Source organism: Ruegeria sp. C10 (assembly GCF_056537805.1).
Map to the genome: position 1 here is coordinate 117,801 of NZ_JBQFSC010000004.1, position 20,506 is coordinate 138,306.

Genomic DNA, 20,506 nt, shown 5'->3' on the forward strand with positions numbered 1-20,506 from the left:
TAACGTCGCGCCAGATTCCCAGTCGATGAGGCCCCCGATGCGCGACGCCGCCCCCACAACGATTTATCTGAAAGACTACACTCCGTTCGGGTTTCTAGTGGACAGTGTGCATCTGACCTTCGATCTGGCCGCACACGCCACTCGCGTCACTTCCCGCATCGCCTTCCGCCCGAACCCCGAAGCGACCGACCGCACGTTTTTTCTGCATGGCGAAGAGCTAAAGCTGATCCGTGCTGCAATTGATGGCGACGTGATCACGCCTGAGGTGACCACCGAAGGCCTCACCGCACCGGTTCCAGACGCGCCTTTCGTGTGGGAGGCCGTGGTCGAGATCGATCCCGGCAATAACACCGCGCTTGAGGGGCTGTATATGTCGAACGGCATGTATTGCACCCAATGCGAGGCCGAAGGGTTTCGCAAGATCACCTATTACCCCGACCGCCCGGATGTGATGTCTACCTTTACGGTGCGCATCAATGGCGACCTTCCCGTGCTGCTATCGAACGGCAACCCTTCGGGCAAAGGCGAGGGCTGGGCTGAATGGGTCGATCCATGGCCAAAACCCGCCTATCTGTTCGCGCTGGTCGCCGGAGAGCTGATCGCCCATCCCGGCCAGTTCACCACCAAATCCGGTCGCGACGTCGAACTAAATCTCTGGGTCCGCCCCGGCGATGAAGGCAAATGCGCCTTTGGCATGGAAGCCCTTAAGAAGTCAATGAAATGGGATGAGGATGTCTATGGCCGCGAATACGATCTGGACGTGTTCAACATCGTGGCCGTGGACGATTTCAACATGGGCGCAATGGAGAACAAGGGGCTGAACATCTTCAACTCCTCCGCCGTTCTTGCCAGCCCTGAAACCTCGACCGACATGAATTTCGAACGGATCGAGGCGATCATCGCACATGAGTACTTCCACAACTGGACCGGCAACCGCATCACTTGCCGTGACTGGTTCCAGCTGTGCCTGAAAGAGGGCCTGACTGTGTTCCGCGACGCGCAGTTCACTTCGGATATGCGCTCGGCTCCTGTGAAACGTATCCATGATGCCATCGACCTGCGCGCGCGGCAATTCCCCGAAGATAACGGGCCACTTTCACACCCGGTCCGGCCCGAGAGTTTTCAGGAAATCAACAACTTCTACACCTCAACCGTCTATGAAAAAGGCGCCGAGGTGATCGGGATGCTGAAACGGCTGGTCGGGGATGAGGCCTACAGCAAAGCACTGGACCTGTACTTCGATCGCCACGACGGGCAGGCCTGCACGATCGAAGATTGGCTGAAAGTATTCGAAGACACTACGGGCCGCGACCTGACCCAGTTCAAACGTTGGTACAGCCAATCCGGTACCCCCCGTGTCTCAGTTGCCGACGATTGGATCGATGGCACCTATACCCTGACGCTGCGCCAACGGACCGAGCCGACGCCGGGGCAAGAAGACAAGCAACCTCAGGTCATCCCTATCGCTGTGGGTCTGCTTGGCCCGAACGGGGACGAGATACGTACGACCGAAGTGCTGGAACTGACCGAAGCCGAGCAGAGTTTTACCTTTACCGGTCTCGCGGCCAAACCTGTGCCCTCGATCCTGCGTGATTTCTCGGCCCCTGTGATCCTTGAACATGAGATCAGCAATGCCGAACGCGCCTTCCTTCTGGCTCATGACACCGACCCGTTCAACCGCTGGCAGGCAGGGCGGTCGCTAGCCGAGGACACCCTGCTGCGCATGATCACCGATGAGGCAACGCCTGATACCGACTACCTTGACGGCTTGCTGGCAGTGCTACGGAATGAGGCGCTGGACCCGGCCTACCGGGCACTGATGCTGGGTCTGCCGACGCAATCGGAACTGGCCGCAACACTATTTGACAAGGGCATCACCCCCGACCCGATGGCGATCTGGCGAGCGGTGGAGACTTTGCGTCAAGCCACGGCGCAACACGTTCAAGACCTGCTCCCCCGTCTGAACAGTGAAACGCTGGTGGACGCGCCTTATCAGCCGGACGCTGAACAATCAGGCAAACGCGCCTTGGGCAGCGCGGCGCTTGCGCTGACCTCGAGACTGGATGGAGGTGCCAAGGCCGCAGAGCAATATGCACGTGCTGACAACATGACCCTACAGTTGGCCGCGTTGTCTTGTCTGCTACGCGCGGGCAAAGGCGAACGTGAGCTGGCCGCCTTCTATGATCAATGGCAGCATGACCGGCTGGTCATGGACAAGTGGTTCGCCATGCAGGTCTTGATGACCGGACCGGAAAAATCGGTTGAGACCGCGCGCAGGTTGACCGAGCATGCTGATTTCAATTGGAAGAACCCAAATCGCTTCCGCGCCTTGATGGGATCCCTGGCAGGCAACCACGCAGGCTTCCACCAAGCGAACGGAGCAGGTTACGCGCTGCTGGCAGACTGGTTGATCCGACTTGATCCAGTAAACCCGCAGACCACCGCCAGGATGTGCAGCGTGTTCCAAACTTGGAAACGCTATGACGCCGACCGTCAGGCCTTAATACTTGCACAACTGAATCGCATTGCCGGCACGCCGAACCTGTCCCGGGACACGACCGAAATGGTCACGCGCATCTTGGGCGCATGACCGCGTTTACGTTCACTCGACAGAACCGAAATCAGCGAACGGTTCTGATCCTGATCGGCGTTTACGCGATGTTGATCGCTTTGATGATCCTGCTGAACGCGGTCTGGTGGCTGATGGCGCTTCTGGCCCTGACTACCCTGCCCGCGCTGTGGGATGTCATCAAGGACACCAGCGCAGGTATGGAGCTGACCGATGAAACCCTGCGTTGGCACACCGGCCAACGTCAGGGACAACTCAAGCTGTCCGAGGTGGATCGATTCCGGTTTGACACGCGGTGGGATTTCTCGGTGCGCGTCTCAGCGGTTCTGAAATCCGACAAACGCGTGCGTTTACCCGATGAATCACTGCCGCCACACAAGCAATTCGAAATGGTCCTGAATCAGGCGGGATTCGCGGTCGAACGACATCATTTTAGAGTTTTCTGAAACGATTCATGGAGTCTGGGCCACATTGGCACCTGAATCGCGGGTTCTCCGCGACGCAGTCTTGATTTGAGCAGATTTTTTGGCAAACTGGACGGGTTACAAGTTTGTTCCAGTTCGAGTTTTGCCATGTTTTGGTCTTTGAAGGCTTTTGCCGCCCGTATTGTCGGTTCTTCTGATCCCACCCCTACACCTCTGCCTGCGTCCGTCGCCGATGCTACTGCATGGCTTGTCGCCTCGGGGCAGTTGAACATCCCAATCGCAGAATCAGATGAAAATGATGCGATCGGGCATCAGGTGATCGAACGTGGCCGCCATCTGGCGCGGCAGGATATGTGGGCAGAACTGTCGCTGGAGATGCGCGCTGCAGATGAGGGGCGCAAGGCTACCCCTTGCGGGCAGCCGATCTCCGAGCTGTTGGCCTTTGGGGCCCGGTCCGATGTGGTTTTGGCGGCCGAGCACGCGCTGTCGGACGGCAAAGCACTGTCAGACTATGATCTGCTGGGCGGGATCTCGGAATTGGAAGGCGAGATTCAGAATCATCCCGATGATCCGATGATCACGCTTGTGGTTGCCTTGGCCCATATCGATTTGGCGTGGGCCTGGCGCGGGACGGCGCACCCGGACACGCTGCCGGCGCTGCACCAATCCCGTTGTGCCGCGCATTTCGACCGGGCTGCTGCGCTGCTTCCGAAATGCCGCGCTGCGCTGCCCGACAGTCCGGCGATTGCTGCAGCGGATTGCGCCTTGCTGGCAGGACACATTGATCCGCGCACCCGCGTTGCTGATAAATACGAGGCCCTGATCACGCTGGATCCCCAGAACCATCGCCACATGCGCGCGATGGGCAGCCACCTTCTGCCACGCTGGTTCGGCAGCTATGAACAACTTGAAGTGCAAGCCTTGCGCAACGCCGCACGGACCCAGAAAAATTGGGGCGCGGGTGGATATACCTGGGTGCAATTCGACGCCATCGCGCTGGATGACGAGGCCTGCGCGCGGGTGGATGTCGAATACTTCATTGAAGGTTTGCGCGATATCGTTGCACGTCGTCCGGATCAGCAGACAATCAACCTGCTGGCGGCCTATTGCTCGGTCACATTGCAGAACAGAATGGGCCAGAACCCGCGCGCCGATATCGCCCGCAAACAGATTTGCGAGGCCGCAAACTGGCTGATCCGCGATCACATGACCGAACTGCATCCGCTGATCTGGGCCCATGCGGCTAACGGGTTCAATAACAGCCTTCGCGTCAACTCGGCCGAGCGTTTTGCCGCCCGTGGTCGCCGCGATGCGCTGAAGGCGATCGCCAATCTGTTGCGGGATGAGTTGCGCAGTGGGCAGAGTGTGACCTTTACACCGTCGGGGCTGCAGTTCTCGGGGAACTAAAGCGCCATTGCCCCTTGCCCCTTTGGCGCGCCGGGCCTAATACGCAGGCTTAGACTTCTGCGGAAATGAGGCGCGCCATGCTCGACCTGACATACGAAATGCCCAAACCCAAAACCATTGCCGGGGCCAAGCACGATTGGGAACTGGTGATCGGGATGGAGGTGCACGCTCAGGTCTCATCCAATGCCAAGCTGTTCTCGGGTGCATCAACCCAATTCGGGGCCGAGCCGAATTCGAACGTGGCCTTCGTGGACGCTGCGATGCCCGGCATGCTGCCAGTGATCAACGAGTATTGCGTTGAACAGGCCGTGCGCACCGGGCTGGGTCTGAAAGCGGATATCAACCTGAAATCGGCCTTTGACCGCAAGAACTACTTCTATCCCGACCTGCCGCAAGGATACCAGATTTCCCAGCTTTATCAGCCTATTGTAGGTGAAGGAGAAGTTCTGGTCGAGATGGGCGACGGTACCGCGCGCATGGTCCGCATCGAACGCATCCACATGGAGCAGGACGCAGGCAAATCGATCCACGACATGGATCCGCATATGTCCTTTGTCGACCTGAACCGGACCGGCGTCTGCCTGATGGAGATCGTTTCGCGCCCCGATATTCGTGGACCAGAAGAGGCCGCGGCATATATAGCCAAGCTGCGTCAGATCATGCGTTACTTAGGCACCTGCGACGGCAACATGCAGAACGGCAACCTGCGGGCAGACGTAAACGTCTCGATCTGTTTGCCGGGTGCTTACGAGAAGTATCAAGAAACACAGGACTTTTCGCATCTGGGCACGCGCTGCGAGATCAAGAACATGAACTCGATGCGGTTCATCCAGCAGGCGATTGAGGTCGAAGCCCGCCGTCAGATTGCAATCGTCGAAGCGGGTGGCGAGATTGATCAGGAAACCCGTCTGTATGACCCGGACAAGGGTGAGACACGCTCGATGAGGTCTAAAGAAGAGGCGCATGACTATCGCTACTTCCCTGACCCCGATCTGCTGCCGTTGGAGATCGAACAGGCATGGGTGGATGACATCGCCGCCAATCTGCCCGAGCTGCCAGACGATAAAAAAGCTCGTTTTATCAGTGCGTTCGGACTGACCGACTATGACGCATCGGTGCTGACCGCCGAGGTGGAATCAGCGGCTTATTTCGAAGAGGTCGCCAAGGGGCGCAGCGGCAAGCTGGCCGCGAACTGGGTCATCAACGAACTGTTTGGTCGCCTAAAAAAAGAAGACCACGACATCACCGAGTCTCCGGTGTCTCCGGCTCAGTTGGCGGGTATCATTGATCTGATTTCGTCGGATGCCATCTCGGGCAAGATCGCCAAGGATCTGTTCGAAATCGTCTATACCGAAGGCGGTGACCCGGCGCAGATCGTTGAAGACCGCGGCATGAAACAGGTGACAGATACCGGCGCGATCGAGGCCGCTTTGGACGAGATCATCTCGGCCAATCCGGCGCAGGTTGAGAAGGCCAAGGTGAACCCGAAACTGGCCGGATGGTTCGTCGGTCAGGTGATGAAGGCCACCGGCGGCAAGGCCAACCCGAAGGCCGTTAACGAACTGGTCAGCAAAAAGCTGGGTTCGTAAACCTTCCGAGTTGTACAAACCCCGGACAGGGGTTTGTTCGATTTGTACATAACGAAAACTTAATTTCAGAGCGCTCAAATCGGGCAAGCCATCGGCTTGACTCCCTGCCCGAATGCGCATTCTCATCTCGCCAAGTCAGAGAGGTGAGCATCAATGAAAAATCGTTTCGATCAGGAACTGGAAACCCGGCTGGTGCGCTATGCAGCCATCGACAGCCAGAGCGATGAGACCTCGCCATCGACCCCCAGCACCGAAATCCAGTTCGACATGCTGAACCTGCTGAAGCAAGAGCTTACCGAAATCGGTGCGCAGGATGTTGAGATGACTGGTGACAGCGTCGTGGTGGCAACCATCCCCGGTACGGCCGAAGGACCGACCATCGGGTTTCTGGCGCATGTCGACACCGCGCCTCAGTTCAATGCAACCGGCGTGAAGCCTCGGGTGATCAAAGGGTATAATGGCGGCGAGATTACTTTCCCTGATGATCCCGAGCTAGTGCTGTCGCCTGAAGAGCACCCTTATCTGGCCGAAAAGATCGGGCAGGATTTGATCACTGCGTCGGGAACAACTCTGCTGGGGGCCGATGACAAAGCGGGCGTTTCGATCCTGATGACGATGGCGCGACACCTGCTTGAGAACAAGGACGTGCCGCACGGTCCGATTCGCATCGCCTTTACCCCGGATGAAGAGATCGGGCGCGGTGTTACCGAACAGCTGCCCAAAGATCTGGGCGCGGATTTCGCCTATACGCTGGACGGGCAGGAACTGGGTGAAATCGAATACGAAAGCTTCTCGGCCGACCGCGCGGTAATCAAGATTACCGGCGTGTCGATCCACCCCGGGCTAGCCAAAGACAAAATGGTAAACGCGGCACATCTGGCTGCAAAGATCGTGCAGACCCTACCTCAGGCAACGATGACGCCCGAGGTGACGGATGGGCGCCAGGGGTTCATCCATGTCACCGATATGAACGGCGGCTCGTCCGAGATGGAGATAAAACTGATCCTGCGCGATTTCGAGATGGATGCGCTGGAAGCCCAGCGCGAGATCGTCCGACAAGTCTGCACCGCCGTACAGGCCACCGAGCCGCGTGCGACCATCACCTGCGACATCTCCCATCAGTATCGCAACATGCGCTATTGGCTGGAAAATGACATGACGCCGGTTGATCTGGCCCGCGAGGCCTGCCGTGAACAAGGGATCGAGCCGGTCTCGGTGCCGATCCGAGGTGGCACCGACGGCTCGCGCCTGACCGAATTTGGCACACCGACACCTAATATCTTCACGGGTATGCAGTGTATTCACGGACCGCTAGAGTGGATTTCGGTGCAGGACATGGCAGTCGCTACAGAAACCTGCTTGTCACTCGTAGGCAAAGCAGCGCGGAGCTAAGGCCACAGTGCGGGCCGAAATTCGCCAATGCGCGATCTTGGCTTTCGCCCGCCCGTCAAAATGTTAATTTGCCCCGACACGGCAATCAGGACCAGTTGATGCAGCGCTACGAATACAAAGTTGTCCCCGCTCCGCAAAAGGGCACCAAGGCGAAGGGCGTGAAAACGCCCGAGGGCCGGTTTGCCACCTCGATCGAGCAACTGCTGAACCAGATGGGACAGGATGGCTGGGAGTATCAGCGCGCCGAGTTGCTGCCCAGCGAAGAACGTTCGGGTCTGACCGGGTCAACCACCAACTGGCGCAACGTGTTGGTTTTCCGCCGGGCTCTGGCGTTGGAAAAACCTGAGCAGACCGAACCCGTCGAAGAGGACACCGCCCCAACCGCGCGCGCAGTCCCGGGACCCGAAGAGGTTTTGGCCAAAACTCCTGCCGCCCCTGCCCCAATCTCGGAAGAGCCCGAAGAACCGCCCTTGTCTTTGAAACCTTCGGACGAAGTGGCAGATGACGAAGTGCGCCCCGAGCAAGCACGCCCAGCCGAGCCGTGATTGGATAACAATCAATCGAAGGATACCGCGTGAAGGGGCAAGGCCCTTATACCCTGCCCCATAACGGTTATGCTTTGTCAGTTCCGACCCGCGAACCCCATCGGCGAGAAACGACGCAGTAATGGGATTGCTGCTGAGCCAGTTGACCTTGAATTTGGCACATCCAGAAAGCTAGGCGCGCAACCGCCAGACAGGGCAACTGCATGACCTGCGAAACCAATGTTTGCGGAGCCAAAAACGAGCGTGGGGTAAGAGGGTTTATTGCAAGGTTGTCAATTGCAAGCTGATTGCCCTGCATACATCCCAGCGCCTGCACCTGCTGCAGTCGCGAGTGTCTTGCCTGTACCGCCTCCGAACCGATTTCCAACCGCTCCCCCAAGGGCAGCGCCACCAAGGATTCCCGCAGCGCAGCGAGCGTCTTGCTGTACCTGCGCCTGAGTTGGCGTCGTCGGAGCCCCGCAAGCAGCCAAGAGCAGTGAGGTCGCAAGCGCACAGGTTGTCAGTGCTTTGTTCATCTCGATTGCCTCTCAAATACCAAATAGTTATCTGAGTAAGTGGCTCTGGCGCGTCTAGCGTACAAGATATCAGCGTCTGTTTGATTCGAGATTAATCAAAACTTAATAAAGAAGACTAAGGGTCGAGCGCTTAATACGATATTTGCTGGTTTCCGATGGTTGCGGGTGCCGGGTTCCTGGTAAACCCCGACATTGGACGGCCGCGTACTAATTGTAGAAAACGGGCGATGAGCGCGGAGCATCACAGTAAGATTTGAGGCGCAATAAAGCACGACTACTGAATCTTCTGTTCCCCTATATTTGCCCCCAAGACCACATAGGTCGCGAGCCAGATCGAGCAAATATACATAGATATCTGAAGAGATGGTGCCCCCACACGGACTCGAACCGCGGACCTACTGATTACAAATCAGTTGCTCTACCAGCTGAGCTATAGGGGCACTGGGTGTCGATTAATATCTCGGAACAGCGACTGCAAGCCCGAAATTTCGGGTCATCTTAACTTTGTGCTGGTTTGCCTTAGGATAACAGTAATAACAGGCCTCATCCGAATTTGACTGCACCGGGGACAGGTTGTAACCCAAGCGGCGATCCCGACCGAGGTAAGGACAATTCCGATATGCAGATGGTCATCCAAGCCGGAGCGCACTTTACCGACCATGATCACCTGCTCAATCTGCTGCAGGCGAATGCGGATCTGGTTGCGGGAAATCATACTGCCTTTTGGGGGCTTCGTCCGTTCAGAAAGATCTTTCGACCTGCGCTGAAACCCTCTGCCGACCGGCCATCACATCAGGATACACTGGCGCGATTTCATAAACTGTTCCCCAATGGGCAGCAGGTTGACCGGGCGATCTTGTCGAGCGCGCTTTACCTGGGGGAACGGCCTTCCATCATCATGGATGGGCAATTTTACGCGAATGCCGGTCAAAGGTTGGCCTATCTGGATAATCTGTTCAGCGATTCGACGGTTGAGCTATTCGTGGGGCTACGTAATCCCGGCAGCTTTATTCCCAAGGTGCTGATGCTGCTGTCGGCGCCTGAGCGCGAGCATATCATTGCCACCACCGATCTGAGTTGCCTGAGTTGGCTCGCCATGATCGAAGACATTCGCGACCTAGCGCCAGATGTCAAAATCACTTTGTGGAGCAACGAGGATTCGCCGCTGATCTGCGGCGACATCGCGCGCGCGCTAGTGGGGCTACCCGAGGACACGCCGCTGGAACAGGAATACGCGCTGCTGTCCTCACTTGTCTCAGACATGGGCAAACAGGAGATTCAGAGCTTGTTAGAGCATCAAGCGGCCCCCAATGATCCCGTGCTCAGGGGCAGGCTGGCGCAGGTGTTTCAGCAGCATGCGCTGACGGATGAAATCGAAGAAGAGGTGGAGCTGCCTGGCTGGAACGAAGATATCGTTACCGCCTTTACCGAGCTTTATGAGCAGGATCTGGCACGGCTGCAGACCATGCCAGATATACGTTTTCTGAACCCGTAACCGGCTGGCGCTACATGCCCAGCGCTTCCTTGTACATTTCCAGCACCGCCTCTTCCTCGGCGATGTCGTCCTTGTCGCGCTTGCGCAGGGCGACGACCTTGCGCATGACCTTGGTGTCGTAGCCGCGGGCCTTGGCCTCGGCCATGACCTCTTTCTGCTGGTCGGCGATATCTTTCTTTTCGGCCTCAAGACGCTCGAACCGTTCGACGAACTGGCGCAGCTCGCCTGCGGTCACTCGGTAGTTGGCTGCGGCCTGATCTTCGGTGATGTCTTCCATCTGCGTCTCTCCCAAGGGCTGAAAATAAGGTGCCGGATACATCGGCACCGACCCGACCGCAAGCGTGCATTCTGCACGGCGGGCTTGTCTGACCTGCGCCGATCCGATAAGCGCGGTCACGGATTCAAAGGGTGAGCGTAAACAACCATGTTCGACATTATCGTCTGGGGCGGGGCCGCCCTGTCTGTGGCCGGGCTGGTCGGTCTGGTCTGGTGCATCCTGCAAGTGATGAAAGCGCGCAAAGCCAACCTGACGGATGACGAGTTGCGCGCTGCAGTTCAGGGTGTTCTGCCTTGGAATCTGGCGTCGCTTTTCCTGTCGGTACTTGGGCTGATGATGGTTATCCTGGGCATTTCGCTGGGATAACCAGATCGATCAGATCGGCATATTGTCGAACCGCGCTTCAAGCACGTCTTCGCATAGCGCAGCATCCAGCCGACGCAAGCGCGATGGGATATGAACCCCCTGCGCGCGCATTTTATCCAGAACCATGCTGACATGTGGCTGAAGCTCTAGCCGGGTCTCAAGACACGCACCATTCAGCTTTTGTTCAAGCCGTTCCGCTTCGGTAAAAAGATCCTGAGCAGTCATTTCCTTCCTCCCATATGGTGCCAATGTGCCTGATATAGGTAACGAGTTTAAGACGAGCACGAGACCGGAACAAAACATCGCGAATTCTTGCCTAGTCAGGCAAAAAACCGTCAATATGCCCATGGTCGCCTAAAGCATACGCTCAAATTGCGGAGATTGCTTTGACAGACATCAACTCGTGATTAGGGGCTTTAAACATATTCCACTATTGTTATATGTATGCAAGCTGAACGGAGGAACCCATGACGCCAAGTGTGAAAGCTTTTTTCGACCCGCAGACCTTCACCGTCTCTTACGTTGTGCAGGAACCTCAGGGGCAGGCCTGCGCCATCATCGACAGTGTATTGGATTTCGATCACGCCTCGGGGCGGACCGACACCAGCTCGGCCGACCAGATTGTCGACTATGTGACGGCACAGGGACTGAAGGTGGAATGGATTCTGGAAAGCCATGTCCATGCCGACCACCTGTCAGCAGCCCCTTACCTACAGGAAAAGCTGGGTGGTCAGATCGGGATTGGCGAGAATATCGTGGTCGTTCAGGACACGTTCGGCAAGGTCTTCAACGAAGGCACCGAGTTTCAGCGTGATGGCAGCCAGTTCGATGCACTGTTTGCCGAAGGGTCCAGCTTTCACATCGGCCAGATGCGCGGGGACGTTTTGCACACGCCAGGCCATACGCCAGCCTGCATGACCTATGTGATCGGCGATGCGGCCTTTGTGGGCGATACGCTGTTCATGCCAGATTTCGGAACTGCCCGATGCGATTTTCCCGGCGGGTCATCGGCGGACCTGTATGCCTCGATCCAGAAAATCCTGTCTCTGCCTGACGAGACGCGGATTTTTGTAGGCCATGATTACAAAGCGCCTGGTCGCGATGAATACGCGTGGGAGACCACGGTTGGCGAACAGAAGGCGCTGAACGTTCATATCGGTCAGGGCCGCAGCGTCGAAGAATTTGTCGAGATGCGCGATGCGCGGGATGCAACCCTTGCGATGCCGCGCCTGATTTTGCCCTCGCTGCAGGTCAATATGCGGGCCGGTCAGATGCCACCAGCGGATGAGCAGGGCGATGTTTTCATGAAAATCCCAGTCAATAAGCTTTGATACGAGGGCAGACGAGACAATGAATATCGAATGGATTTCGGGTCTGGCTGGTGGTCTGCTGATCGGGCTGGGTGCCAGCGTTTATCTGCTGTGTAATGGGCGGATCATGGGGGCGAGCGGCATATTGGGCGGGCTGCTGGAACGCAGCGACCGGAGCGTATTAACGGAACGCCTGGCTTTCGTCGCTGGCTTGATCGGGATGCCCTTTTTGCTGCGCCCATTGATTGCGCCGCAGGCCGAGACCCATTTGACCCCGGATCTGGCGATCGTGATCCTTGCTGGGCTGCTGGTGGGGGCTGGAACACGGATCGCCAATGGCTGCACGTCGGGTCACGGCGTTTGTGGGATTTCTCGCTTCTCGTTGCGCGGGATCGTCGCAACGGTGTTCTACATCCTTGCAGGTGGCCTGACGGTTGCGCTGTTTCGCCATGCTTTGGGGGTGATCTAATGCGCGCAGTGTTTGCTTTTCTCGCCGGATCGCTGTTCGGCATCGGGCTTTTGATCTCAGGCATGACCGACACCACCAAGGTGCAGGGGTGGCTGGATGTGTTCGGCAATTGGGACCCGACGCTCGCCTTTGTCATGGGCGGGGCGATCCTGCCGATGCTGGTGGCGTGGCGATTGACACGGAACAGGGTCCCTGTTGTGGGCGGACAATTCCCCACCCCGCCCCGTGTTGAACTGGATCGCCGTCTGATCGTCGGGTCGGTCCTGTTCGGCGTCGGTTGGGGATTGGCGGGTTTGTGCCCGGGCCCGGCGATGGCCTCGCTTGGATATGGGGGCGTTGGCGGGATTGTGTTCCTGATTGCGATGATCGCAGGCATGTTTGCCGCACCAAAGCTGGGTGCGCAACTGGACAGGATCGCCGACGCAGCCTAAGCAATTGCCATGGAGATTCGACCGATAACCCCCCGCTACGCCGTCTCACCTCAGATCTCGGTGGAGGACGTGCCAGCCATTGCCGAGGCCGGATTCGTCAAGGTGATCTGCAACCGTCCCAATACCGAAGTTCCGCCGGATCAGCAGTCAGACGCCATCGGTCAAGCCGTTCGCGAGGCCGGGATGGAATATGAGGTTCTGGAGTTGACACACCAGACGATGACACCGGAAAACGTGGCGCTGCAACGCGATCTGGCCGAAAGCTGCAGCGGGCCGGTTCTGGCCTATTGCGCCTCTGGCACACGATGTTCGGTGGTCTGGGCGCTGGGACAGTGCGATCGGCTAAGCACGGATGAAATCCTCGATGCGACCGGAAAAGCGGGCTATGCGCTCGACGGGTTGCGCCCGGCATTGGAACAGCTGCGAGGGCGCGGATAAGCCTCTTAATCGCGGCCATTGCCTTCGGGCGCTGGCAGACCGGCGAGGTGCGAGATTTCCGTGACACGCTGTTCGGAACTGGCAGGCAACAAGTCGTCGGGTTCCAGGAGGGAATCCTCGGTCGTCAGATCATGCGCTACAATATCGTCATCAAGCGGGGACGACATCTCGTCATCCGGGGCCGAGGGCGTCAAGCTTGATTTGCTGGCCAGAAATCCGGCGCAGTCTTTGGCGGGCAACGCAGAAGGAGGGCCTTGTTCGTTGATCCGTACCGCACGCATTCCGCCGCACTGACCCAGACGTCCGATGGCGGTTCGGGCACGATCGATTGACAGAACTTCAACCCGATCCACCCGCGCGCCCTGCAGCGGCAGGACATCCCCGACGGATAATCCCGAAAGCGCTGTCAACGGCAAAGACAGGCGGCAGATCACGGTGTTCAGCTCAGCCCGAATTACCCCGGATGCCTGATCCAGATTCACCCCCGATTGGGTGATATCCGCAACCTGTTCCTGATTCGAGAGCGGGCGCTCGGGCAGCAGGATACAGACCTCGCCCTGACGCGGACCACCGGCAAGTTCGACCGTCAGATCAAACATGCGATAGACCTCATCCACCAGCGCCAGGTTCAGTGCGCGCCGACCTTCGGCGCGTGAGCTGAACTCATACCCGGACAGGCTGGCCATGTCTGCCGGGGACTCAACCAGTTTCAGCGCCCGGCTCAGCATATCCTCGATCAGAGGGGCGACCATGGCAGCGTCGGTGTCGGTAAACGCACGCTCGGGTGGCGGGTCAGAGGTGACCATGGCAATCGTTTGCTGCTGGACGATAGCAGAGACGCAACCCGGGTCCAGACAGGCCGCAGCCAGGCCGCCCTGATCCGAGGTAAACAGCAGCATCAACCACCCCTCATTCAGCCGGTCGGCGACATCTTCCTGCGCACGTACGGCCTGCTTTGCCCCGATGACCGACAGCGCCAGCCCCATGCTTTCGCCGGAGGCGCGTGCCAACCCCAGCCGCAAGGCGCGCAGGACCGAGCGGGGCGTGTCGGCACCGCATTGCCCCGCTGAAAGCTTTCGTGCCAGTGCTGATGTGGTCATGGCCCCGTTCCGCCGTTTGTCGATGCGATGACAATTTGTCTAACCCGGCGGAGGTTACGAATGTCTTTATGACGCCCTCATTGCGCGGCCTGACGAAAAGCCAGCGGAAGGCTGACGCGGAAGGCCGCCCCTCCCTGCCCCGGCAGATAGGCAACTTCGCCGCCCAAGCGCTGCATAATCTCTCGGCAGATCGCCAGCCCCAACCCTGCCCCGCCTGCCTTGTCCGAGCCGACGCGGGCAAATTTCTCGAATACCATCGATTGCGCCTCGGCCGGGATACCACCACCGTTGTCGATGAAATCGATTACCACTTGCCCGCCGACATCATGGGCCGAGATGGTCAGCACCGGTTCAATGGCGTCGCAATATTTCTGGGCGTTGGAAATCAGGTTGATGAACACCTGCCCCAGCCGGTCGAGATCCGTGTGCAGCGGGATACGTTCACTTGCGCGCACCCGCCGTACGCCAATCTTTCGATCACTGCCCGCCAGCGCGCTTGAAACGGCGCGGTCCAGAACTTCGCTTAGGGTGGCTTCGCCCATGTTCAGGCTAACCTGGCCGCTTTCCAGCACGCTAAGGTCGAGCAGATCATCCAGTAGCCGGGTCAGACGCAGCGATTCATCATGTATGATCGCAGCATAACGGATTTGTTCCTCGGCGCTGAGGCCATCGGTGTCGCGCATAATTTCAGAAAACGCCCGAATCGAGGTCATGGGCGTGCGCAATTCGTGGCTGACCTGGCTAAGAAACGCGTCTTTCTGTTTCGAGACTTGCGTAAGCTTGGCATTCGCCTCGCGCAATTGCCGCGCTGTGCGGCTGAGCTCAGTCGATTTCGCCTCAAGCTGGCTGGAATATTCCAACATCTGCGCGGACTCGTCGGCAACGGCCAACAGGTCTTCGACAGACACAGACGCCCCGCCAACGATCTGACCGATCATCGCATGCGCGGTTGCGGCCCCGACCGAGCCGCTGAGTTCGCGTTCCAGCCGTTCCAGAAACTGCGGCGTGGGCTCGGGCAGTCGTCCGGGGCGACCATTCTGGCGCTCGGCTTCGGCTTGAAAGAACTCTTGCGCGGGAATAGTGCCCAGAATCCGCTGGGTCATGATCATCAGGTCTTCGCTTTGCGCCACCGAACCGGTCCAGCCACGGGCTGAAACCGAATGGTCAAATACATTTACGAATTGCGCACCCTGAAGGCGTTCCAGCGGGCTGGGGAAGCTGAGCATCGAGGCGACGCAGAAGGCGATTGTATTCAGCGACAGCGACCACATGACCGTATGCACCATCGGGTCGATCCCTTCGATCCCGAACAACGCCTGCGGGCGCAGCCAGCCCCAGCCGAAGGGTCCGTTTTCAATCACTGATGCCGGGACAATGCCGCCACCCATGCCAGGCAGCAGCAGTGTGTAAATCCAGAGAAAGAACCCGACGCTGAGCCCGACCAACGCCCCAGTTCGGGTCGCGCCGCGCCAGAACAGGCCACCCACCAGTGCGGGCAGAATCTGGGAAATCCCGGCAAAGGCCACCAGCCCGATCGAGGTCAGGGCAGCCCCGCCCCCCGAAAGCTGGAAGTAGAAATAGCCCAACGCCATGATCGCCGCGATCGAGACGCGCCGCGCCATCAGCACGACTGTTCGCACATCACCAGAGACCGACGCGGTGCTTTCCTGCGTATTCAGCCAGATCGGCATGACCACATGGTTCGAGACCATGGTTGACAGCGCCATCGCGGTAACGATCACCATTGATGTGGCCGAGGAAAACCCGCCGATGAACGACAGCATCGCCAACCAGTCATTGCCCTGCGACAGCGGCACGGTCAGCACAAACAGGTCGGGGTTCGAGCCTTCGGGCATCAGGTCCAACCCAACGACGGCGATGGGCACGACAAACAAGCTCATCAGCAGCAGGTAGAGCGGAAAGGCCCAGGCGGCGGTGCGCAGGTGGCTCTCATCGTCATTCTCGACCACCATGACCTGAAACATCCGCGGCAAGCAGACAAAGGCCGCCGCCGAAAGGAAAATGAAAGTGGTCCAGCGCCCGGCATCCACATGCCATTGGCCAATTTCCGAGGCATCGATCTGATCCATCATCGGCCCCAAGCCGCCAGCGACGCCCCAGACAACAAAGATGCCAACGGCCAGAAGGGCGAAGAGTTTCACCACAGATTCCAACGCAATAGCGGTAACAACGCCGTGGTGGCGCTCATTGGCATCCAGATTGCGCGTCCCGAAGAGGATCGCAAAGACGGCCAAGCCCGCCGCGACCCAGAACACACTGGAGCCTTCGCGATAGAGACCTGAGGGATCGGCCTCGGCAAAGATCGAAAAGGACAGCGTGATCGACTGCAATTGCAGCGCGATATAAGGTGTGCCGCCCAGAACGGCTAGAATGGTCACGCACACCGCCAGTGTGTTGGACTTGCCGTATCGTGACGAGATCAGATCAGCGATCGACGTCACGCGCTGGCTGCGTCCGATGCGCACGAGTTTGCGCAGGCCCCACCACCAGCTGATCATCACCAGTGTAGGACCCAGATAGATGGTTACGAATTCAAGCCCAGAACGCGCGGCGTTGCCAACCGCGCCATAAAACGTCCATGCAGTGCAGTAGATCGACAGTGACAGGGTGTAGATCAGCGGGGAACGCAACCATTTCCCGCCGCCACGCGCAGCCAGCCGGTCCGCTGCGAAGGCGACACCGAACAGAAGAACCACATAGCCCAGACAGACCAGAATCAGGACATTCAGGGTTGCCATGTCTCGGCCTCGGGCTCGGCAGTCTCGCGCGCGGTCATGCGTTTGGCGACGAAGCCGAAGATCACGCTGATCAGGATCAGAACACCCCAGCACGCAAAGATGTAGAACATGGCCGTCGACAGCGACAGAGCCTCGGCGCCTGCGCTGTCATCCGGCCATAGAAGCGGCAGCGCGAGCATTGCGGCACCCAGAAAAGGCAGCAGCCGCGCTGCATCCGCCAGCCTGCGCCGACGATAGCTTTGCCGTTCCAGAAACAGGGACGGACGAACTGGCGAGGGCCGATCTTTGCCGTCGCCCGCGGAGCTCATAACTGAGACGCCTGCGCATGCAGGTCACGTACCGCTGTCAGGACTTCGGTGTTCGAAAACGGCTTGGTCATGAATCGGCTGACCCCTGCCTGTTCGGCCATTTCACGATCCCGGGATTGCCCGCGCGCGGTCAGCATCAAAACCGGCAACGCCTTCATATCATCATGTTCGCGCAGATCACGCAGCACATCCATCCCGCTTTTTCCCGGCAACATCACATCCAGAATCACCAGATTGGGCCGCGCGGACAGAATCACCTGCACCGCATCCGTTCCCTCGGCATGGGTTTCAACCTGCCACCCCTCGCGTGTCAGCAGAAACCGGATCGCCTCGGTGATGTTGGGCTCATCCTCGATCAACAGAACCTTGCGGCTCATATTTGCATATCCTCCCCATGACGGATTGCACGTCCGGCCACCCGTCCAGCCCAGATTAAGCGCTGCGTCACGAAACTGTCAAAACCCTTCGCTCAGGATCGATGGCTCGCGCCGCGCGCTGCATTCGCGTTTCGGGCATATCCGACAACTGGCTCCGGCTTGCGCCGCGTTTTCCGCAGGCTGCACCGTGTCTTCGACCGGCAGCACCAGCATGACCGAACGATAGACCGGCTCGGCCCCGAATTCCTTAGCTGGCTGAGGGGTTGCGATTGCAAAACACTCAAACTCAGCAGCGGTTCGACCAAGCTGAACAACCCGTTTCCGGATCGGGACCAAGGGCCGATTCAAGGCGGTGAACAAGGGCCAGAGCGGACAGGCCTCGCCATGGCGCGGCAGGGCAAACCCCGGCGCGGGTTTAAAAAACAGAACGCTGCCGGAGGCGTCGCAAATCACCAAGCCAGCCGGACGCGCCAGCGTGCCTTCAGGCAGAAAGGCCAACCGTCGCAATACCGTAGCAAGATCCACTGAAAACACCGTCGCCAACGCCAGCGGATCGGGGTTTGCTGCATCCAGCGCGGCACACACCTGATCCAGCGGCATAGCGCGCGCGTCGGCGGCATAAAGGTCCAGCAACCCCGAGGCCACAGTGTTGGCCGCAGCGGAATCGAGCCCATCCAGCGGCACTTCGGTCAATTGCCCACCGTCTTCGAGTTCCGGGAAATGATATCCTTGCTCGGCAAAAAACGCCTCGACCGCGTCCAGTGGGATACCGCGCAGATCGCGCTGCCCGTCACTGTCATCCAAATAGGTCACCAGCGATTTGGAGCTTTCGGCCAGTCGTTCGGCATCCTGATGCAAGTTGCGATGGAACCGGTCGCGCCATTCCGGTTCGATCTCTCCCGGTTCAGCCAAGATTGCAGCTGTTGAGCGGATGGCGGCGGCGGTCGACAGCACCTCGTGCATTGAGGCCGCCAGATGCGGGTCATGGGTCAGTCGGTCGGAAAGAACTTCGACAGTGCGCTCCAGCGACACTACGCGGCGATGCATTTGCGCCAGAACACCCGACCAACCGGGAAAGCGGCCGGCGAATTCTTCCAGCCCGTCCACCTCGGCCTTTTGACCGACTGCATCCGCCGCGGCCTCGCGCAGAGCGGCGATGAGCGTCTCTTCGATCCCTTTTGTCAGCAGCGACGGCTCGACGGACAAAGCCGCCGCGATATCGACGAGCAGTTTGCCCCCAATGCGGCGGCGGTTGTGTTCGATCAGGTTCAGATACGATGCCGAAATCCCCACCTGCCGCGCCAGTTCCGCCTGTCGCAGCCCAGAGATTTGCCGTCTTTCGCGTATCCGGCTGCCGGTCAGCGTGTCGCGCATGGCGTTTATGTCCTTGGCTACTGCGGCTGGATTTGCAGATTAACTAAGTATTTATTATCTGTTGCTGACTAATTTTCAAAGAAAATTTACAACTTTGACAACAGCAACAGAAAGAAACCCGCCCTTTCCTGCCGCCCACCCTTCTCTTTCGACGCAATACCCGTCACCATAAGAACATGAGCGATCCCGCCTTTGAATACGCCCCCATCGGCCTTGTTGAGCTTGAGAACCGGATCATCCGACGGTGCAATCTGCAATTTGCGCGGACCTTTGGCGGGGATGAGGTTGACTATCGCAACATGCCCCTGCTGCATCTTTATCCTTCGGTCGCCGATTGGGAACGGATCGGCGCGCGTAGTCTGCAGGTGATGCGCGATACAGGCTATTACACAGACGAACGGGTGATGCGGCGACGCGACGGTGACCTGTTCTGGTGCCGCGCGCGGGGGCGTTCGCTGACGCCAGACGATCCGTTCCGGCACGGGATATGGAGCTTTTCGGACATCTCGGAAGAGCGCCCCTTGGTGCAATTGACAACCCGCGAACGCGAAGTGGCCATCCTGTCATGCCGGGGTTTATCCGCGAAGGAAATTGGCGTTGAACTTGGGCTAAGTTACCGCACGATCGAGGCCTATCGCGCCCGCCTTTTGGAAAAATACGGAGCCCGCAAGCTACCAGAACTGGTCGCAAAATTGTCTGGAACGCCGCTGTAATCGCGACAGCCCTCGTAATTCGCGCAAAAACCCCCATTTGGCAGGCTTAGACGGCGCTTTTCATGGCCGTCTGCATGGCTTATAACCCTGCGTAATCAAACCAAGCCCGCAGCAAACAGACGGGCATAGGGGAACCTTCGAGGACACTCATGACAGATACCAAACACGAAGCGGATGTCGCGTTTATCAAGGCACTGGCCGAACTGCTGCGCGAGAATGACCTGACCGAATTGCAGGTCAAGCGCGAATATGGCGAGGAAGACAGCCTGAATGTCCGTGTCAGCCGCATGTCGCAGACCGTGGCCGCTCCGGTTCAGGTTGCGGTTCCTGCGGCTGCACCGGTTGCCGCACCTGCTGCCGCGCCGGCCGCTGCCGAAGCGCCCGCTGCCGTGGATGATCCCGCCAGCCATCCAGGCGCTGTGACCTCGCCCATGGTAGGCACGGTTTACATGCAACCGGAACCGGGCGCGCCTGCGTTTATCTCGGTCGGTGCATCGGTCTCGGAAGGTGACACGCTATTGATTGTCGAAGCCATGAAGACAATGAACCACATCCACGCACCCAGGTCGGGCACCATCAAACGCATTCTAGTCGGCGATGGTGATGCTGTGGAATTCGGCACGCCTCTGGTCATCGTTGAGTAAGGC

22 protein-coding genes and 1 tRNA gene are annotated in these 20,506 nt (G+C 58.6%); 14 read left to right on the plus strand and 9 right to left on the minus strand.

Features of this window, described 5'->3' with window-relative positions:
* Positions 1 to 37 precede the first annotated feature (37 nt).
* From pepN to ACR0DE_RS16905, 6 genes are all read left to right on the plus strand, one after another.
* The gene (pepN, locus tag ACR0DE_RS16880) at positions 38 to 2,590 is read left to right on the plus strand and encodes an aminopeptidase N (RefSeq protein ID WP_480754383.1); all 2,553 of its coding nucleotides are present in this window, start codon (positions 38 to 40) and stop codon (positions 2,588 to 2,590) included.
* Positions 2,587 to 3,015, plus strand: a complete 429-nt coding sequence (locus tag ACR0DE_RS16885) for a hypothetical protein (protein WP_170397141.1) — start codon at positions 2,587 to 2,589, stop codon at positions 3,013 to 3,015. Before pepN ends, ACR0DE_RS16885 begins: the two co-directional genes overlap by 4 nt.
* 126 nt (positions 3,016 to 3,141) lie before the next feature.
* The gene (locus ACR0DE_RS16890) at positions 3,142 to 4,401 is read left to right on the plus strand and encodes a hypothetical protein (RefSeq protein ID WP_170733179.1); all 1,260 of its coding nucleotides are present in this window, start codon (positions 3,142 to 3,144) and stop codon (positions 4,399 to 4,401) included.
* Positions 4,402 to 4,478: 77 nt separating this feature from the next.
* The gene (gene gatB / locus ACR0DE_RS16895) at positions 4,479 to 5,990 is read left to right on the plus strand and encodes an Asp-tRNA(Asn)/Glu-tRNA(Gln) amidotransferase subunit GatB (protein WP_170424174.1); all 1,512 of its coding nucleotides are present in this window, start codon (positions 4,479 to 4,481) and stop codon (positions 5,988 to 5,990) included.
* Between the two features lie 153 nt (positions 5,991 to 6,143).
* Positions 6,144 to 7,382 carry a peptidase T gene (gene pepT, locus ACR0DE_RS16900; RefSeq protein WP_480754385.1) on the plus strand — a complete coding sequence of 413 codons (1,239 nt, stop codon included), beginning with the start codon at positions 6,144 to 6,146 and terminating at the stop codon, positions 7,380 to 7,382.
* A 98-nt stretch (positions 7,383 to 7,480) separates the two neighbouring features.
* Positions 7,481 to 7,927: a DUF4177 domain-containing protein gene (locus ACR0DE_RS16905; RefSeq protein WP_480754388.1), complete on the plus strand. Its 447-nt coding sequence runs from the start codon at positions 7,481 to 7,483 to the stop codon at positions 7,925 to 7,927.
* Positions 7,928 to 8,199: 272 nt separating this feature from the next.
* Here the strand turns inward: ACR0DE_RS16905 and ACR0DE_RS16910 are convergent, their stop codons facing one another.
* On the minus strand, positions 8,200 to 8,442 hold the full coding sequence (locus ACR0DE_RS16910) for a glycine zipper 2TM domain-containing protein (protein ID WP_480754389.1): 243 nt from the start codon (positions 8,440 to 8,442) through the stop codon (positions 8,200 to 8,202).
* Between the two features lie 364 nt (positions 8,443 to 8,806).
* Positions 8,807 to 8,882, minus strand: a tRNA-Thr gene (locus tag ACR0DE_RS16915).
* A gap of 179 nt (positions 8,883 to 9,061) precedes the next feature.
* Between ACR0DE_RS16915 and ACR0DE_RS16920 the strand changes: the two genes are divergently transcribed.
* Positions 9,062 to 9,937, plus strand: a complete 876-nt coding sequence (locus ACR0DE_RS16920; RefSeq protein ID WP_170424180.1) for a hypothetical protein — start codon at positions 9,062 to 9,064, stop codon at positions 9,935 to 9,937.
* A 10-nt stretch (positions 9,938 to 9,947) separates the two neighbouring features.
* On the opposite strand, the gene ACR0DE_RS16925 is transcribed toward ACR0DE_RS16920, so the two are convergent.
* Positions 9,948 to 10,214: a DUF2312 domain-containing protein gene (locus ACR0DE_RS16925; RefSeq protein ID WP_170397751.1), complete on the minus strand. Its 267-nt coding sequence runs from the start codon at positions 10,212 to 10,214 to the stop codon at positions 9,948 to 9,950.
* 147 nt (positions 10,215 to 10,361) lie between these two features.
* On the opposite strand from ACR0DE_RS16925, the gene ACR0DE_RS16930 reads away from it, so the two are divergent.
* Positions 10,362 to 10,580 carry a hypothetical protein gene (locus ACR0DE_RS16930; protein WP_170397154.1) on the plus strand — a complete coding sequence of 73 codons (219 nt, stop codon included), beginning with the start codon at positions 10,362 to 10,364 and terminating at the stop codon, positions 10,578 to 10,580.
* A 9-nt stretch (positions 10,581 to 10,589) separates the two neighbouring features.
* Here the strand turns inward: ACR0DE_RS16930 and ACR0DE_RS16935 are convergent, their stop codons facing one another.
* Positions 10,590 to 10,805, minus strand: a complete 216-nt coding sequence (locus ACR0DE_RS16935) for a hypothetical protein (protein ID WP_170397156.1) — start codon at positions 10,803 to 10,805, stop codon at positions 10,590 to 10,592.
* A gap of 242 nt (positions 10,806 to 11,047) precedes the next feature.
* On the opposite strand from ACR0DE_RS16935, the gene ACR0DE_RS16940 reads away from it, so the two are divergent.
* From ACR0DE_RS16940 to ACR0DE_RS16955, 4 genes are read left to right on the plus strand one after another with little or no spacing between them, the layout of a single operon-like run.
* A complete protein-coding gene (locus tag ACR0DE_RS16940; protein ID WP_170397158.1) occupies positions 11,048 to 11,911 on the plus strand; it encodes an MBL fold metallo-hydrolase in 864 nt (287 codons plus the stop codon).
* A gap of 19 nt (positions 11,912 to 11,930) precedes the next feature.
* Entirely contained in the window at positions 11,931 to 12,359 is a 429-nt protein-coding gene (locus ACR0DE_RS16945) for a YeeE/YedE family protein (RefSeq protein ID WP_480754390.1), read from the plus strand.
* On the plus strand, positions 12,359 to 12,790 hold the full coding sequence (locus tag ACR0DE_RS16950) for a DUF6691 family protein (protein WP_170404153.1): 432 nt from the start codon (positions 12,359 to 12,361) through the stop codon (positions 12,788 to 12,790). Before ACR0DE_RS16945 ends, ACR0DE_RS16950 begins: the two co-directional genes overlap by 1 nt.
* Before the next feature lie 9 nt (positions 12,791 to 12,799).
* Positions 12,800 to 13,228: a protein tyrosine phosphatase family protein gene (locus tag ACR0DE_RS16955; RefSeq protein WP_170397163.1), complete on the plus strand. Its 429-nt coding sequence runs from the start codon at positions 12,800 to 12,802 to the stop codon at positions 13,226 to 13,228.
* A 5-nt stretch (positions 13,229 to 13,233) separates the two neighbouring features.
* Here ACR0DE_RS16955 and ACR0DE_RS16960 read toward each other — a convergent pair whose 3' ends face one another.
* The 5 genes from ACR0DE_RS16960 to ACR0DE_RS16980 all read right to left on the minus strand — a co-directional run bounded on the left by ACR0DE_RS16960 (position 13,234) and on the right by ACR0DE_RS16980 (position 19,146).
* The gene (locus ACR0DE_RS16960) at positions 13,234 to 14,328 is read right to left on the minus strand and encodes a FliM/FliN family flagellar motor C-terminal domain-containing protein (RefSeq protein WP_480754391.1); all 1,095 of its coding nucleotides are present in this window, start codon (positions 14,326 to 14,328) and stop codon (positions 13,234 to 13,236) included.
* A 77-nt stretch (positions 14,329 to 14,405) separates the two neighbouring features.
* The gene (locus ACR0DE_RS16965; RefSeq protein ID WP_480754393.1) at positions 14,406 to 17,087 is read right to left on the minus strand and encodes an ATP-binding protein; all 2,682 of its coding nucleotides are present in this window, start codon (positions 17,085 to 17,087) and stop codon (positions 14,406 to 14,408) included.
* Positions 17,075 to 17,395: a hypothetical protein gene (locus ACR0DE_RS16970; protein ID WP_170397170.1), complete on the minus strand. Its 321-nt coding sequence runs from the start codon at positions 17,393 to 17,395 to the stop codon at positions 17,075 to 17,077. Before ACR0DE_RS16970 ends, ACR0DE_RS16965 begins: the two co-directional genes overlap by 13 nt.
* The gene (locus tag ACR0DE_RS16975; protein WP_170397172.1) at positions 17,392 to 17,772 is read right to left on the minus strand and encodes a response regulator transcription factor; all 381 of its coding nucleotides are present in this window, start codon (positions 17,770 to 17,772) and stop codon (positions 17,392 to 17,394) included. Before ACR0DE_RS16975 ends, ACR0DE_RS16970 begins: the two co-directional genes overlap by 4 nt.
* A gap of 78 nt (positions 17,773 to 17,850) precedes the next feature.
* Positions 17,851 to 19,146 carry a short-chain fatty acyl-CoA regulator family protein gene (locus tag ACR0DE_RS16980; protein ID WP_480754395.1) on the minus strand — a complete coding sequence of 432 codons (1,296 nt, stop codon included), beginning with the start codon at positions 19,144 to 19,146 and terminating at the stop codon, positions 17,851 to 17,853.
* A gap of 176 nt (positions 19,147 to 19,322) precedes the next feature.
* Between ACR0DE_RS16980 and ACR0DE_RS16985 the strand changes: the two genes are divergently transcribed.
* Together ACR0DE_RS16985 and accB are read left to right on the plus strand one after the other, a co-directional pair.
* Complete coding sequence (locus tag ACR0DE_RS16985; protein WP_170397176.1) at positions 19,323 to 19,859, plus strand: helix-turn-helix domain-containing protein; 537 nt, start codon at positions 19,323 to 19,325, stop codon at positions 19,857 to 19,859.
* Between the two features lie 149 nt (positions 19,860 to 20,008).
* Complete coding sequence (gene accB / locus ACR0DE_RS16990) at positions 20,009 to 20,503, plus strand: acetyl-CoA carboxylase biotin carboxyl carrier protein (RefSeq protein ID WP_170564810.1); 495 nt, start codon at positions 20,009 to 20,011, stop codon at positions 20,501 to 20,503.
* Positions 20,504 to 20,506: the final 3 nt, after the last annotated feature.

Bases quoted from the DNA above. Each gene is read 5' to 3' on its own strand.
- ACR0DE_RS16930 (WP_170397154.1), top strand. From the start codon at position 10,362: ATGTTCGACATTATCGTCTGGGGCGGGGCCGCCCTGTCTGTGGCCGGG.
- gatB (WP_170424174.1), top strand. From the start codon at position 4,479: ATGCTCGACCTGACATACGAAATGCCCAAACCCAAAACCATTGCCGGG.
- ACR0DE_RS16925 (WP_170397751.1), bottom strand. From the start codon at position 10,214: ATGGAAGACATCACCGAAGATCAGGCCGCAGCCAACTACCGAGTGACC.
- ACR0DE_RS16950 (WP_170404153.1), top strand. From the start codon at position 12,359: ATGCGCGCAGTGTTTGCTTTTCTCGCCGGATCGCTGTTCGGCATCGGG.
- ACR0DE_RS16975 (WP_170397172.1), bottom strand. From the start codon at position 17,772: ATGAGCCGCAAGGTTCTGTTGATCGAGGATGAGCCCAACATCACCGAG.
- ACR0DE_RS16885 (WP_170397141.1), top strand. From the start codon at position 2,587: ATGACCGCGTTTACGTTCACTCGACAGAACCGAAATCAGCGAACGGTT.
- ACR0DE_RS16905 (WP_480754388.1), top strand. From the start codon at position 7,481: ATGCAGCGCTACGAATACAAAGTTGTCCCCGCTCCGCAAAAGGGCACC.
- ACR0DE_RS16945 (WP_480754390.1), top strand. From the start codon at position 11,931: ATGAATATCGAATGGATTTCGGGTCTGGCTGGTGGTCTGCTGATCGGG.
- ACR0DE_RS16920 (WP_170424180.1), top strand. From the start codon at position 9,062: ATGCAGATGGTCATCCAAGCCGGAGCGCACTTTACCGACCATGATCAC.
- pepN (WP_480754383.1), top strand. From the start codon at position 38: ATGCGCGACGCCGCCCCCACAACGATTTATCTGAAAGACTACACTCCG.
- ACR0DE_RS16960 (WP_480754391.1), bottom strand. From the start codon at position 14,328: ATGACCACATCAGCACTGGCACGAAAGCTTTCAGCGGGGCAATGCGGT.
- ACR0DE_RS16890 (WP_170733179.1), top strand. From the start codon at position 3,142: ATGTTTTGGTCTTTGAAGGCTTTTGCCGCCCGTATTGTCGGTTCTTCT.
- accB (WP_170564810.1), top strand. From the start codon at position 20,009: ATGACAGATACCAAACACGAAGCGGATGTCGCGTTTATCAAGGCACTG.
- ACR0DE_RS16940 (WP_170397158.1), top strand. From the start codon at position 11,048: ATGACGCCAAGTGTGAAAGCTTTTTTCGACCCGCAGACCTTCACCGTC.
- ACR0DE_RS16965 (WP_480754393.1), bottom strand. From the start codon at position 17,087: ATGGCAACCCTGAATGTCCTGATTCTGGTCTGTCTGGGCTATGTGGTT.
- ACR0DE_RS16955 (WP_170397163.1), top strand. From the start codon at position 12,800: ATGGAGATTCGACCGATAACCCCCCGCTACGCCGTCTCACCTCAGATC.
- ACR0DE_RS16985 (WP_170397176.1), top strand. From the start codon at position 19,323: ATGAGCGATCCCGCCTTTGAATACGCCCCCATCGGCCTTGTTGAGCTT.
- ACR0DE_RS16970 (WP_170397170.1), bottom strand. From the start codon at position 17,395: ATGAGCTCCGCGGGCGACGGCAAAGATCGGCCCTCGCCAGTTCGTCCG.
- pepT (WP_480754385.1), top strand. From the start codon at position 6,144: ATGAAAAATCGTTTCGATCAGGAACTGGAAACCCGGCTGGTGCGCTAT.
- ACR0DE_RS16910 (WP_480754389.1), bottom strand. From the start codon at position 8,442: ATGAACAAAGCACTGACAACCTGTGCGCTTGCGACCTCACTGCTCTTG.
- ACR0DE_RS16980 (WP_480754395.1), bottom strand. From the start codon at position 19,146: ATGCGCGACACGCTGACCGGCAGCCGGATACGCGAAAGACGGCAAATC.
- ACR0DE_RS16935 (WP_170397156.1), bottom strand. From the start codon at position 10,805: ATGACTGCTCAGGATCTTTTTACCGAAGCGGAACGGCTTGAACAAAAG.